The following is a 12,128-nucleotide window of genomic DNA, read 5'->3' on the forward strand; positions in this document are numbered from 1 at the left end:
ACCCCAGAGAGCGACACGAAGTTGTCGTCAAACGGACAAGCGCTGCTCCATGAAGGCCCTCAGCGCGGGCCAATCGCAGTCCTCGGCGACCTCTACCTGGTGCTTTCCCTCGACCAGCGCACCCTCGTCGTCGATGTCGAGGTTGTGGGTCTTCAGGTGCAGGGTTCCGGGCACGATCGCCTCGGCCACAGCCACGGCGTCGTGGATCAGGATGCCCTCCTCACGCTTCGAGAGGTTCTGCTCGGAGTGCCGGGCGAGGTATGCCCGGTAGGTGCCGGTGAGGTTGCTCAGCACCGGGTCGACGTTCGCGAGGAACTCGGTGTCCGCGATGCACCGCTGGGTGAGGTTGAGCGGCACGATGATCGGGTTGCCCCTGCGGATCACCGTCTGGGCGGCCCGGGCGTCGGCCCAGAAGTTGAACTCGGCGCGCGCCGTCGTGTTGCCCAGCCCGAGCCCGCCGCCCATGACGATCAGCCGCGGGAACTCGATGCCGGCGTCGAGGGCGGCGGCGATGTTGGTGAGCGGCCCGATGGCGGCGACCACGGTGTCCGGCGTCAGGTTGTCCGCGAAGAACCGCACGGGGTCGTCCCCGCGGACGCCGGCGGGGTTCTCCGGCAGCGTGCGGCCCTGCCCGCCGAGCCCGTCCTCGCCGTGCACGTCCGCCGCGCCGGCCGGCCCCTCGAAGCCCCTGACCACGGGCACGTCGGTGCGGCCGAGGTGGGCGAGCAGGCGCAGGGCGTTGGCCGTGGTGTGCTCGAGCCCGACGTTGCCGAACACCGTGGTGAGGCCGACGAGGCCGACCTCGGGGCTGCGCGCCGCGAGCGCGATCGCGAACGCGTCGTCGACGCCGGGGTCGGTGTCGATGATGAGAGGAGTCGCCATGCTCCTCAGCCTGCCTCAAGGCCCCCGGCGCGCGCCGGGGAAGGTGTCGAGGTGCACGGCTCGTTGGTCAATGTCCCCAGGAGCACGTCCGACTCGGCCAGATACAGACGCCCAAGATCCATGAGCAGTACGCCAAGTTCCTCGAAGTGTCTTGCCCGCTCGAGATCCGGAACCGCACTGCACGTGCGCATCATGTGCTGTGTCAGCGGCTCGCCGAACTGGGGATACGTTTTCATGACCTCTCGCGACAACCGCATCAGCGAAGTGCGCAGCAGCTCCGCACTCAGGATTTCTGCGGCCACGACGAAGTTCCTTCCTTCTCAGTGCCCGTCCAACCCGCGTGCCAGCCGGTCCTCACGGTCCGCCCAGTACAGGGCTTCGTGGTGGTGGCCACGGTCCAGGTCAGCCACCCGCCGGTACACCGCCGCGCTCTTCTCGTGAAACCGCCGCAACCCGGTCAGATCCTTCTTGTCTGGCATCAACCGAGGCAGTACCTCGTGTGCCTCGCTGAGCCGCACGATCCGCTCAGCCTGAGCCCATGTGGCCTCACGACGCGCAGCTACCGTCACGTCAACCTCCCCGCTCCGGTTTCGCCATAGGTGTCGTGGTGCGACAACCGTTCGCGCGACTCCGCCTGGTGGTCGAACATCTCAGCGGCGTGCAGTGCAGCCGCCTTGGCCCACCAGGGCGTCTCCGCGTGACCGGCCAACTGCCGCCAGCACCACGCCACCTGTCGATAGGCGGGTGCGATCCGGGCAGTGGCCTCCAGATCATCAGCACTCGCGTAGCGATTCGCCTCGTCGGCAACCGTGAACCGCTGGTAAGCCTTCTGCCACTGCTCACCCAACGTCTGAAGATCTGCCACGGCTTACGCTGCCTTGGAGGCGTCGGGCGTGGCGTTGCCCTGCAGCTTCGCGCCACGGTTCGCCGACTGCGGAGCCAACATCTCGTCCGCCCACACGGTGTAGCTCACCCCGCCGTCCCGCACGTACGGCGTGACCTTCAGGCCGCAGAACACTGCCGGGCGGAATGGCGTGCCAGGCAGCACCTTCGGCGGGACGGGCTGGTACTCCGACGCGATCTTGACAACCTGTGCCGTGTTCTTGCCCTTCGCGGACGAGCCCGTGCCCTGGACAATCAACGCCGGGAGGCCCTTCAGCTTGTCCACGGCCGGACGAGGCTGCTCGCCCTCCGAGTACTCCGTCGCCCGCTCCACGCTCAACACGAAGAACCCCTGCGGGAACAACTCATCGAACGTGATCGGGAACCGATGGCCAGCGGGGATACCCACGTGGTTCTCCTTCTGTAGGACCGCTTAATCGCGGCTCGGCGCCACTTCTCGAACCTGCCTACCTAGATTCGATGCCGATTCGTCCCGTCCGCGTTCCGTCCCTGTCTCGTCTGACGCGCCGAGCACTCAGATAGTCTCGTCTTGGTCTCATGAGGTGCTACGTTGAGTCTGACTCGCACCACGGGGGAGAGGTCATGCCGACCGAATCGACGCTGTTGAGAGTGCTGCTACGGCAGCGCCACATGCAGGGTTACATGACATTCCGCAAGGAATACGACCGCGTCGCGAGGCAGCTCGACGGCGATCTTGTAGGCCAGTGGCCGAGCAAGGCGCAGTTCTACCGGTGGATGTCCGGTGACCTGTTGGGCCTGCCGTATGCGGACCATTGTCGCGTCCTGGAGAAGATGTTTCCGGGCTGGACCGCGCAGCAGCTCCTTGCGCCCCACGAGGGCGATGGCGAAAGCCTCGTGACTCCGCCGCAGCGCACCGCCAGGACTGCCCCCGCACCGCGTCCGGTGCAGCTACCCCAGCAAGCCCGCCTTGCCGACATCACCGCCGCCTATGCGACGCGGACCGAATTCCTGCACAATGTCACCCCGCGATCGCTGCTCGACGGCGCGAAGCAGATCAGCATGGCCGGCCTGTCGCTCAACATGTTGTGCCAGCAGTACTCGGACAAGAGCCTGCTGGACGCGATCGAGGATGGAACCGTCATCCGGGCGTTGTTCCTCGATCCGAACGGGGCCTACAGCACCGCCCGCGAGAGAGAAGAGGGGTTGCCCGCTGGGCACCTCAGCACGCTCACGCGGTTGAACATCGAGGCTCTACGCCGTGTCGGGTCTAAGACGTCGCCGAACGCCAAGGGTTCGCTTGGCATCCGCGTCTACGACGAGCCGATCCGCTACAACATCACGATTGTTGACCAGCGCAAGTGCGTGGTGCAGCCCTACCTGCCGGATGCACGAGGCGTCGAGTCGCCCACGCTCGTGATCGAGAAGGACGAGACCATGCCTGGTCTCTACACGACGTTCGCCCAGGTCTTCGAGTCCATGTGGGACCGCGCGCAGGAGGTTGCTTGATGTACCAGCTCGACCACCTGGCGGACGTGGCTCGCAACGCAGTCCGCATCGGTCATGAGCTGATCAGGACCGCACGCCCTGAGACTGTCACGGAGAAGACCGACCGCGACACGTTCACCGATGTGGACGTGAGGATCGAGCACGAGATCCGCGCTTACCTTGCCGAGGTGACCCCTGACATCGGGTTCGTCGGCGAGGAAGAAGGACGCAGCTCCGCAGCCGCCGACAGTGCGTACGTGTGGGGGCTCGACCCGATTGATGGCACCGCGAACTTCGTTCATGGCGTACCGCTGTGTGGCGTTTCTTTGGCGCTGATGCAGGGAGATCGCACGATCGCTGCTGCGGTTTCGTTGCCATACATGGAACTTAACTACTCTGCTGTTGCTGACGGAGGCGCGTTCGTCAACGAAAAGAAGCTCTCCGTGAGCAAGACGACGGAGCTGTCCAAGTCCATTGTGGCCATTGGCGACTACGCGCTTGGTGAGGGTGCGCCAGCGAAGAACCGCCAGCGAATCGCGCTCACGGCAGAGCTTGCTGCCCAGGTCGAACGCGTTCGTATGTTCGGGTCCGCAGCCCACGATCTTGTCTGGCTGGCCGAGGGACGCGTTGACGGCGCGATTGTTCTGTCGAATAAGTCGCTCGATCTTGCGGCCGGCATTCTCATCGCGCGAGAAGCCGGAGCGGTCGTCATGGACAGCACAGGTGACCAGCACACTCGAACGTCGACGCACACCATCGCTGCCGCACCAGGTGTCGCTGATCAACTCTTGTCGCTGGTGCAATCCACCATCTGACCTCCGGCTCTGCCTCAAGCGCCAATGACGCAATGCGCATACGCAGTTACGCAATGACCTCTTTGTATAATTGAGTCAGAACGGCGGCTCATCAGCAAAGGCCGATGCCCTCCGAGGCTCGTTGTCAATCGCTTGATTCCAGTGGTCCTTGAACTCCGCGCGATTCGAGTCGTATCTCTGAGTCTCGTCATCCGGGTCCACTCCGGCAAGGTTGCACAACGCCAAGAACACGGTGTGCGCCGTCTCCCACTGGGCGGGGACGGTCTTCCCCGTGAGCATGCGCCGGACCGTCTCCTTGCTGGCCGTGCCCGCGAGCTCGTCCGCATGCTCATCGATCCAGGCGCTGATCCTGCGCAGGGTCGGTCGCCCGGCTTCCCGGTAGTAGAAGAAGAGCAACTTGACGAGGTCACGACGTGGACCTCCCGGCAGTTCAGCCAGGGACGGGATGCGGATCGGTGACGGCACCACTCACCTCAACGTGACCAGGGAAGTCTTGTCATGTCAGGGTACGGCACTTCTTGGCAACTTACGGCACAGGACGCCACTCGACTGCTGCCTCCTCCTCGCGTGAACGCCTCCTCAGCAGGCGGCGACTCTTGAGATCAAGCCCTTCGGCGGAGACGGAGACTAGATAAGACCTGGTCATTCAGCTAACGGCTAAGTTGGGAGAAACCCATATGTGCGATGTCGGCCCTGCTGAGTGGCATGACATTCTCTGCCGCGCTCATGTTGCAGAGGGCGTGTTGATCGCACTTGCCGAGGCGATCTTGCGCGAGCACGACGAAAATCATCGAGAGCCCACCTGTTGGTGCTTGCCGTCATGCAGGGCAGCGCAGCGCGCCCTTCGCTCACAACGGTCATGACGTTTAGGGCTCCTGCCATCTGCGCTCATGCTTCCGCCGCTCTGTCGCGATGCCGTCCCGTTCGTGGTTGTGTTCGTGGTTGTCGGGCTTCAGGTGATGGTTGACGATTCGGCTTCACCTGATCCTTGATGTCGGACCTAGCCGATCTAGTGGTGCTGTGCCCGCTTGTGCGTGACGACGAGGCTGGTGGTGCGGGGTGCTGTGACCAGCAGGTGTGGGCCGTCGTGGACCTGGATGGTGGTTTCGTCGATGGTGACGGGCAGGACTTTGCGGGCCGTGCTGGTCGAGTTCCAGACCGTCTCCAGGCCGTCAGAGGTCCAAAGGCGACCGGATCTGACCGGATGCAACGAGGGGGAAACCAGCAGGTCAGGGCAAGGGTGCTTCGATTGCGGCACTGGTCAAAAGCTAAAGTGCCCGCATGACTTCGATGTGGGGTGCACCTGTGTGGACTCGCTGGCGCAGGTCGCGCCGGGACCCGATGCAGGCGCGCTTCCTCACGCTCGCCTCCCTGCGCTGGGTCCTGCGCCACCGCGCCTACACCCCCTGGTACCTCGTCCGGTACTGGCGCCTGCTGAAGTTCCGCCTGCTCAACCCGCACGTAGTGCTGCGCGGCATGGTGTTCTTCGGGAAGCGCGTCGACGTCATGGCGCGCCCCGGCTTCGGCCGGCTGGAGATCGGGCGCTGGGTGCACATCGGGGACGGCAACGCGATCCGGTGCCATGAGGGGTCGCTGCGCATCGGCGACAAGGTCGTGTTCGGCAAGGACAACACGGTCAACTGCTACCTCGACATCGAGATCGGCGCCTCCAGCCTGGTGGCCGACTGGGTCTACATCTGCGACTTCGACCACAAGGTCGAGGACATCACGCTGCCGATCAAGGACCAGGGCATCGTGAAGTCGCCGGTGCGGATCGGGCCGGACTGCTGGCTCGGCGCCAAGGTCACCGTGCTGCGCGGCACGCGCGTCGGCCGCGGGTGTGTGCTCGGGGCTCACGCGGTGGTGCGCGGGGAGATCCCGGACTTCAAGATCGCCGTCGGGATGCCGGCTCGGGTGGTGCGGGACCGGCGGGCCGACTACGAGGCCGACGCTCAGCGGCGGGCGGACATCGCGGACATGGCCCGCAAGGCCAAGGAGGCCTTGGCCAAGCGAGCGGAGGACGCCTCGGCCTGAGCGAGGTCAGCGAGTCGCGTGCTGCGGCAAGGACAGTGGCGCGAGCTCAGGGCGCTTGGGCACGAACCCGTCTCCTGGCTCCCGGCCGATCAGCTTGTTGCGCGTCCGCGTGTAGGCGACCGGCAGCACCTGGTCGCGCAGCCACCGCCAGTGGTCCCACAACGACGACGGCGCGGCCGACCCCTCCAGCGGCATCAGCCAGGCCGGATCGAACGGGATCTCCAACGCCGACAGCAGATGTCCGGCCAACCGCCGATGCCCCAACGAGGACAGGTGCAGCCGGTCCGGGCCGAAGTAGCGCGAGTCGTGCACGCACTCGTCGGCCTCCACGTCGACCAAGATCGCGCCGTAGCGGGAGGCGGCGGTGCGCAGGGCGGAGTTCAACGCGTCGATCCGGGGCCCCATGCGCCAGCCGAACGGCATGCGGTGCGAGATGTCGCTCAACGTGAAGACGGCGACGGTCGGCGCGAACTCCGTCACGGCGCGGACCATCGCGTCCGCCCGGTGCGCGATCTGGTCCACCGTCGCGTTGGACATCACGTCGTTGCCGCCACCGAACAGCACCACCAGGTCGGGCTCCAGCGCCGCGGCGGACGGGACCTGCTCCACCAGCATCTGGTCGAGGCGGCGGCCGCGCACGGCCAGGTTGGCGTAGCGGAAGCCCGGCGCGTCCAGCACGGACGCGACGCGGTCCGCCCAGCCTCGGTAGCGGCCGTCGGGCAGCAGGTCGTCCAGGCCCTCGGCGCAGCTGTCCCCGAGCGCCACGAAGCGTTGGTAGGTCATTCAGTCCTCGGTCACCTGTTGTTCATGGGACCGGCGACTGTAGCGGACCTAGGTGAACAGATTTCCGGTAGCGATCTTGGGGCGTCCCAGGACACGCGGTTCGCGCACGACGGCGGCCGAGTAGACCGAGGCCGTGCCGGACGCGATGGTGGCCCAGTCGAAGTCCGTGCCCAGGCGGTCCTTGGCAGCGCGTGCACGAGCGGCGGCCGACGTGGGATCGGAGAGCACGTCCCGCACCGCGCGGGTGAGTCCGTCGACGTCACCGGGGGCGAACGACAGGCCGGTCACCCCGTCCAGCACGACCTCGCCGAGCCCACCGGCGGTCGACGCCACCAGCGGTGTCCCGGCGGCGGCGGCTTCCAGGGCCACGATGCCGAAAGGTTCGTAACGGGACGGCAGCACAACGGCGTCAGCCGCGGTGAGCAACGCCGCCAGCGACCGGTCGGAGAGGTGTCCGACGAACTCCACCGCCCGCAGCACGCGGTGCTTGCGCGCTTGTTCCTGCAGCCACTCGGTCTGTGAGCCGCCACCGGCCACGACGACCCGCGTGCCGCGGTGGAAGCGGCGGATGCGGGGGAGGGCGGCGATCAGGTCCTGGATGCCCTTCTCCCACTCGATGCGGCCGAAGAACAACAGCAGCGGATCACCGTGCGGCGAGTAGGTGCGGCGCGCGGCGCCGACGTCCTTCGCGCGCACCTTCCAGCCGCCGGGCTCGATGCCGTTGTGCAGCACGGAAACGTCAGAGGTGTCCACATCGAACAGATGCGCCACCTCGCCCCGCATCGCGGACGAGCAGGTGATCAGCGAGTCGGCCCGGTTCGCCAGCCACCACTCCACGGAGTGCACCTGCTGGTTCAACGGGTGCGACAACCAGCCCGAGTGCCGGCCGGCCTCGGTCGCGTGGATCGTCGCCACCAGCGGTACGTCGAAGACCTCGGCGAGAGCGACGGCCGGGTGCGCGACGAGCCAGTCGTGCGCGTGCACGACGTCCGGGCGCCACGAGCCCAGCGCCAGCCCGGCGCGCGTCATCGCGTGGCCCATCGCGAGCGTCCACGCCAGTAGGTCCTTCTCGAACACGAAGTGAGCGGGGTCCTCGGCGACGCGGATCAGCCGCACGCCCTCGCTCACCAGATCCGTGGTCGGGTGCGTCACGGAATCGGTGCCGGACGGCTGCCGGCACAGCACGACGACGTCGTGCCCCTGCGCGGCCAGCTGTGTCGCGAGCGCGTGGACGTGCCTGCCCAGCCCGCCGACGACCACCGGCGGGTACTCCCACGACAACATCAGCACGCGCATCCCGTTACCCCATTCCTCGCGCGTCCAGGTGCCCGAACGGGCCGTCCGCCGCGCGGAGTTCCGCCGCCCTCGCCTGTCCGCGACCGTTTCGCGTCAACGCCGCGAGCTCGCTGAAGCGGTCGCTGTGAATCTTCGCGCGGTAGCGGGCGTAGTCGGCGGCCGAGTCCTTCGTGACCATGAAAGCCCAGTCGCTCGACAACGCCAGCAGCGCCTCGCGCACCGCCTGGTCCAGCACCGGATCCCTCACGTCGGAGGAGAAGTCCAGCTCCAGCAGTTCCTGCTGCACCGACGCGTTCAGCGACACGATGTCCGACACCTGCGCGCCGTCCCAGACCCGCCAGTCCTTGCCGCTGCCCCACGACGACGCCGGCAGCTCGACCGGCGCGCCCACGTGCCCTGCCTCGACGGCGCCCCGCAACGTCGTGACCCGCACGCCTGCCTCGGGCAACGCGCGCAGCACGGCCTCCAGCCACAGAGGACCCTCGTGCCACCAGTGCCCGTAGAGCTCGGTGTCGTAGGCGGCCACGACGAGACCGCCGTCGATCGCCCGCAGCCGTCGCACGACTGTCTCGACGAAGTCGGCCACGTGCCGGTCGATGGCCTCGCGCGCCAGCAGCGGGTCGTACGGCCGCTTGTCCTCCGGCGCCACGTTCTTGCCGGTCACCCGCGACGGCTTGAGGCCCGTCGGATGGTCGTAGGTGTGAAAATCCCGGTACGCGGCATCGCCCGGATAGCCGACCTTCGGCGACCAAACGCGATACGAGACGTCGAGATCGCGCCCGAACGCCAGCACGTCCGACGACCCGACAGGGTGCGCGGACGAGGTGTCGCCGTGCAGGGCGGGCCCGTCGACCAGGAACCGCCGCACGCCCGCCGCCGCGTAACCGGCCTCCATGCCGGGCGAGTAACCGCACTCGGGCGCCCAGATCCCCTCGGGCGCACGGCCGATCCGCAGCGCGGTGTCGTCCAGGCCGGTCCGCAGCGCGAAAGCTCGCACCCGAGGGTCCAGCAGTGGCTGGAAGGGATGCGTCGCCGGTCCGCCGAGCAGCTCGATCGTGGACGAGTCCACAAGGGACCGCAGGACGGGTGAAAAGCCGTGCCGCCAGTGGGTTTCGAACTTCTCCAGCGCCCATGAGGACGCCCGGTGCTCGTACGCGGACAGCTCGCGCAGCCGTTCCCCGGCGAAATGCGAGCGCAGATGCCAGTTGCCGAGCCAGTCGTGCATGCCCCGCAGGCAGTACGGATCGTCGAGCTGCGCGGCCAGGATCGGCGTGACGCCGAGCGTCAGGACGTCGGAGCGGCCCTCGTCGGCGAACCGGCGCAGCATGTCCACGACGGGCAGGTACGAGTGCGCCCACGCCTGGTAGAGCCACTCCTCGCCGACCGGCCACGCGCCGTGGTGCGCGAGCCAGGGCAGGTGGCTGTGCAGGACCAGGCAGAAGGTGCCCTCCGAAGCCTTCCCGGTCACGCGCGCACCGCCACGGCCACGAGGTCGAGGCACGTGTCCATGTCCTCGGGCGTGATGTCGAAGTCCCGCACCGTCACCGACTCCACAGCCTCCTTCAGCTCGGCGGGCCACGGCGCGCCGGACAGGGCGACTTCGACCTGTGCCTCGATGATCTGTCCGTTCAGGAGCGTGTCAAGCCTCTTGCCGTGACGCAGTCCCGTCAGTTCGTCAACCCGGAAACCTGCCTCGCGCAGCATCTCGTCCAGTTCGGACGGTGCGAGCTCCCTGGTGTGGAACGGGTTCAGCGGCGTGTCCTGACCGGGCGAGAACGTCAGCCTGTTCGGCGTGGTGACGATGAGTCTCCCACCGGGACGCAGCACCCGCCGGCACTCGGCCAGGAATCCCTCCTGGTCCCACAGGTGCTCGATGACCTGCAGGTTCGCCACGACGTCGACGCTGCCGCCGCGCAACGGCAACGTCGCGAGGTTCCCGCGCAGCACGTTCAGCTGCGGGTAGGCGCGCGAGACGTGCCGCGAGGTCAGCTCGTCGTAGTCGAGGGCGATCACCCGGCGGGCGACCGTGCGGATGAGCTGGGCACCGTAGCCCTCGCCGCAGCCCGCCTCCAGCACGACGGCGTCCGCGCAGTGTCCGATGAGGTGTAGATATGCCGCCTCGTGGCGCCGGAACCAGTAGTTCTCTTCCGAGATACCGGGCACCGTGCGTTCGCCGGTCAGGGGGAGGGTCACAGCGGCCAGGTTACTTGCCAGTAGAGCGCCTGCGAACTGCCTGGTGCGCGATGGCACTGGCGATACCGGCCGCCGCGAGGACGGCGGTCATCGCGGGGCTCATGTACTTCGACAGGCTGGGCGCCTCGCTCGGTCCGGTGAACCAGAGCGTCAACGGGGTGGCGTAGGCCAGCGCGAGTGCTCCCGTCCACCAGCGCAGCGCCCGTGAACGGCGGTCGCGCAGGCTCGTGACGAGCACGACGGCGATCGGGATCCCGGACAGCAGGCCGAACTGTCCGACGACCATGACCGGGGCGATCCAGGCCGCGACCAGCACGGACGTCGACGGGTAGACGGTGGTGCGGGTGGTGGGTATCGACGTCTCCTTGTCGTTATGACTTATCGCCTTTGTTATAGAATCTAACTCTCGTGAAGACGAAGCTAGAGTGTCGTCATGGCAGGTGTCAATAACGAATGTGAGAGGGTCTAACCATGACGGAGACGGCGCGGAACCCGCGCGAGCGCTACCGGGCTCAGGTGCGCGAAGAGGTGAAGCGGCACGCGTGGGAGCAGATCGCCTCAGCCGGCGTGACCGCGTTGTCGCTCAACGCCATCGCCAAGGAGATGGGTCTGAGCGGGCCCGCGCTGTACCGGTACTTCGCCGGGCGCGACGAGCTGATCACGGCTCTCATCCGGGACGCCTACCGCAGCCTCGCCGACACCGTCCGCGCCGCGCACGACGCCGGCACCACCGTCGTGGCACTCGCTGCCGTCATCCGGGAGTGGGCGCTGAGCGACCCGCACCGCTACCTGCTCATCTACGGCACGCCCGTGCCCGGCTACCACGCGCCGGACGAGATCACCGCGATCTCGGACGAGATCCTGGCCGTGCTGCTGGACGTCTGCGGCGGCTCGCCGGACGAGCCGCCGAAAACCCCGTTCGACGTCCTGCTGGGCATGAACCGCGGGTGGGCGGCCAATCTCCAGGCATCGTCGGCGACTGTGCATCGCGCGCTTTCCTTCTGGACGCGCCTGCTGGGCGTGCTCTCGCTCGAGCTGGCCGGCCACTTCGGGCCCATGGGGTTCGACGCCGGCCTGCTGCTCGCGGAGGAAGTGGCGGAGCTCTGATCAGAAGGGCGAGACCGTGACGGCCAGCGCGCCGGGGCCCACGTTCGCGCCGATCGCCGCGCTGACCTGCGTCAGGACGACGTCACGGGCGTGCGGGATCCGCTTCTGCAGCAGCTGGAGCAGCTCGTGGCCCTCCTTCTCGGCCGCGAAGTGCTCGACGGCGAGGTCCACGTTGCGCCCGTAGGCGAGTGCCACGGCCTTGTCGGCGAGCTTCGTCAGTGCCCGGTCGCGGCCCATCACCTTGTCGAACGGCTCCACCTCGCCGTTCACGACCGTGAGCAGCGGCTTCACCGACAGCGCGTCGCCGAAGAGTTTCGCCGCCGCGCTGACCCGGCCCGCTTGGCGCAGGTAGTGCAGGGTGTCGACGTAAATCAGCACGTGGGCGTCCCGTCCGCGCTGCTCGGCGACCTTGCGCGCGTTCTGGACGTTGCCGCCGCTCTGCACGATCCGCGCGGCCGCGAGCGCCGCGAACCCGAGCGTCATGCCCGACGAGTGCGAGTCGACGATGAACACCGGCACGCGCGACTTGGCCGCGGCCGCCTTCGCCGCGTCCGTCGCCGGGGAGAGCTTCGGCGTCACGTGCACCGAGACGATCGTCTCCGCGCCCTTGGCCCACGCGTCCTGGTAGGCCCAGAAGAAGGTAGACAACAAAGGTAACCACGACTAGCC

17 protein-coding genes are annotated in these 12,128 nt (G+C 67.5%); 4 read left to right on the forward strand and 13 right to left on the reverse strand.

What is annotated here, in order from left to right; genetic code table 11:
• Window positions 1–27: 27 nt before the first annotated feature.
• From ACRSBM_RS03365 to ACRSBM_RS03385, 5 genes are read right to left on the reverse strand one after another with little or no spacing between them, the layout of a single operon-like run.
• The gene (locus tag ACRSBM_RS03365) at window positions 28–882 is read right to left on the reverse strand and encodes a nucleoside hydrolase (RefSeq protein WP_434439643.1); all 855 of its coding nucleotides are present in this window, start codon (window positions 880–882) and stop codon (window positions 28–30) included.
• A gap of 5 nt (window positions 883–887) precedes the next feature.
• On the reverse strand, window positions 888–1,184 hold the full coding sequence (locus tag ACRSBM_RS03370; protein ID WP_434439645.1) for a hypothetical protein: 297 nt from the start codon (window positions 1,182–1,184) through the stop codon (window positions 888–890).
• A gap of 18 nt (window positions 1,185–1,202) precedes the next feature.
• Window positions 1,203–1,451: an AMED_5909 family protein gene (locus tag ACRSBM_RS03375; RefSeq protein ID WP_434439647.1), complete on the reverse strand. Its 249-nt coding sequence runs from the start codon at window positions 1,449–1,451 to the stop codon at window positions 1,203–1,205.
• Window positions 1,448–1,747, reverse strand: a complete 300-nt coding sequence (locus ACRSBM_RS03380; RefSeq protein ID WP_434439649.1) for a hypothetical protein — start codon at window positions 1,745–1,747, stop codon at window positions 1,448–1,450. Before ACRSBM_RS03380 ends, ACRSBM_RS03375 begins: the two co-directional genes overlap by 4 nt.
• Window positions 1,748–1,750: 3 nt before the next feature.
• Entirely contained in the window at window positions 1,751–2,173 is a 423-nt protein-coding gene (locus tag ACRSBM_RS03385; RefSeq protein WP_434439651.1) for a hypothetical protein, read from the reverse strand.
• 194 nt (window positions 2,174–2,367) lie between these two features.
• Between ACRSBM_RS03385 and ACRSBM_RS03390 the strand changes: the two genes are divergently transcribed.
• Together ACRSBM_RS03390 and ACRSBM_RS03395 are read left to right on the forward strand one after the other, a co-directional pair.
• Window positions 2,368–3,252: a DUF5919 domain-containing protein gene (locus tag ACRSBM_RS03390; RefSeq protein ID WP_434439653.1), complete on the forward strand. Its 885-nt coding sequence runs from the start codon at window positions 2,368–2,370 to the stop codon at window positions 3,250–3,252.
• The gene (locus ACRSBM_RS03395) at window positions 3,252–4,046 is read left to right on the forward strand and encodes an inositol monophosphatase family protein (RefSeq protein WP_434439654.1); all 795 of its coding nucleotides are present in this window, start codon (window positions 3,252–3,254) and stop codon (window positions 4,044–4,046) included. Before ACRSBM_RS03390 ends, ACRSBM_RS03395 begins: the two co-directional genes overlap by 1 nt.
• Before the next feature lie 75 nt (window positions 4,047–4,121).
• Here the strand turns inward: ACRSBM_RS03395 and ACRSBM_RS03400 are convergent, their stop codons facing one another.
• Together ACRSBM_RS03400 and ACRSBM_RS03405 are read right to left on the reverse strand one after the other, a co-directional pair.
• Complete coding sequence (locus ACRSBM_RS03400; protein WP_434439656.1) at window positions 4,122–4,511, reverse strand: hypothetical protein; 390 nt, start codon at window positions 4,509–4,511, stop codon at window positions 4,122–4,124.
• 544 nt (window positions 4,512–5,055) lie between these two features.
• Window positions 5,056–5,304 carry a hypothetical protein gene (locus ACRSBM_RS03405; RefSeq protein ID WP_434439658.1) on the reverse strand — a complete coding sequence of 83 codons (249 nt, stop codon included), beginning with the start codon at window positions 5,302–5,304 and terminating at the stop codon, window positions 5,056–5,058.
• A 23-nt stretch (window positions 5,305–5,327) separates the two neighbouring features.
• Between ACRSBM_RS03405 and ACRSBM_RS03410 the strand changes: the two genes are divergently transcribed.
• Complete coding sequence (locus ACRSBM_RS03410) at window positions 5,328–6,080, forward strand: acyltransferase (protein WP_434439660.1); 753 nt, start codon at window positions 5,328–5,330, stop codon at window positions 6,078–6,080.
• A 6-nt stretch (window positions 6,081–6,086) separates the two neighbouring features.
• Here ACRSBM_RS03410 and ACRSBM_RS03415 read toward each other — a convergent pair whose 3' ends face one another.
• Genes ACRSBM_RS03415 through ACRSBM_RS03435 form a run of 5 tightly spaced genes read right to left on the reverse strand, consistent with a single transcriptional unit; the run spans window position 6,087 to window position 10,668 of the window.
• Window positions 6,087–6,863 (reverse strand): SGNH/GDSL hydrolase family protein, encoded by a 777-nt coding sequence (locus ACRSBM_RS03415; protein ID WP_434439662.1) that lies wholly within the window; start codon window positions 6,861–6,863, stop codon window positions 6,087–6,089.
• Window positions 6,864–6,911: 48 nt separating this feature from the next.
• Window positions 6,912–8,159, reverse strand: coding sequence for a glycosyltransferase family 4 protein (locus ACRSBM_RS03420; RefSeq protein ID WP_434439664.1), 1,248 nt, complete (start codon window positions 8,157–8,159; stop codon window positions 6,912–6,914).
• A 4-nt stretch (window positions 8,160–8,163) separates the two neighbouring features.
• Entirely contained in the window at window positions 8,164–9,627 is a 1,464-nt protein-coding gene (locus ACRSBM_RS03425; RefSeq protein WP_434439666.1) for a 1,4-alpha-glucan branching protein domain-containing protein, read from the reverse strand.
• Entirely contained in the window at window positions 9,624–10,361 is a 738-nt protein-coding gene (locus ACRSBM_RS03430) for a class I SAM-dependent methyltransferase (RefSeq protein WP_434452946.1), read from the reverse strand. Before ACRSBM_RS03430 ends, ACRSBM_RS03425 begins: the two co-directional genes overlap by 4 nt.
• Window position 10,362: 1 nt before the next feature.
• On the reverse strand, window positions 10,363–10,668 hold the full coding sequence (locus ACRSBM_RS03435; RefSeq protein ID WP_434439668.1) for a hypothetical protein: 306 nt from the start codon (window positions 10,666–10,668) through the stop codon (window positions 10,363–10,365).
• A gap of 155 nt (window positions 10,669–10,823) precedes the next feature.
• Between ACRSBM_RS03435 and ACRSBM_RS03440 the strand changes: the two genes are divergently transcribed.
• Window positions 10,824–11,459 carry a TetR/AcrR family transcriptional regulator gene (locus ACRSBM_RS03440; RefSeq protein ID WP_434439670.1) on the forward strand — a complete coding sequence of 212 codons (636 nt, stop codon included), beginning with the start codon at window positions 10,824–10,826 and terminating at the stop codon, window positions 11,457–11,459.
• Here ACRSBM_RS03440 and ACRSBM_RS03445 read toward each other — a convergent pair whose 3' ends face one another.
• The gene (locus ACRSBM_RS03445) at window positions 11,460–12,107 is read right to left on the reverse strand and encodes a DegV family protein (RefSeq protein ID WP_434439671.1); all 648 of its coding nucleotides are present in this window, start codon (window positions 12,105–12,107) and stop codon (window positions 11,460–11,462) included. It abuts the gene before it with no gap.
• Between the last annotated feature and the right edge of the window lie 21 nt (window positions 12,108–12,128).

The organism is Lentzea xerophila, from assembly GCF_051094245.1.
Taxonomy (GTDB): domain Bacteria; phylum Actinomycetota; class Actinomycetes; order Mycobacteriales; family Pseudonocardiaceae; genus Lentzea; species Lentzea xerophila.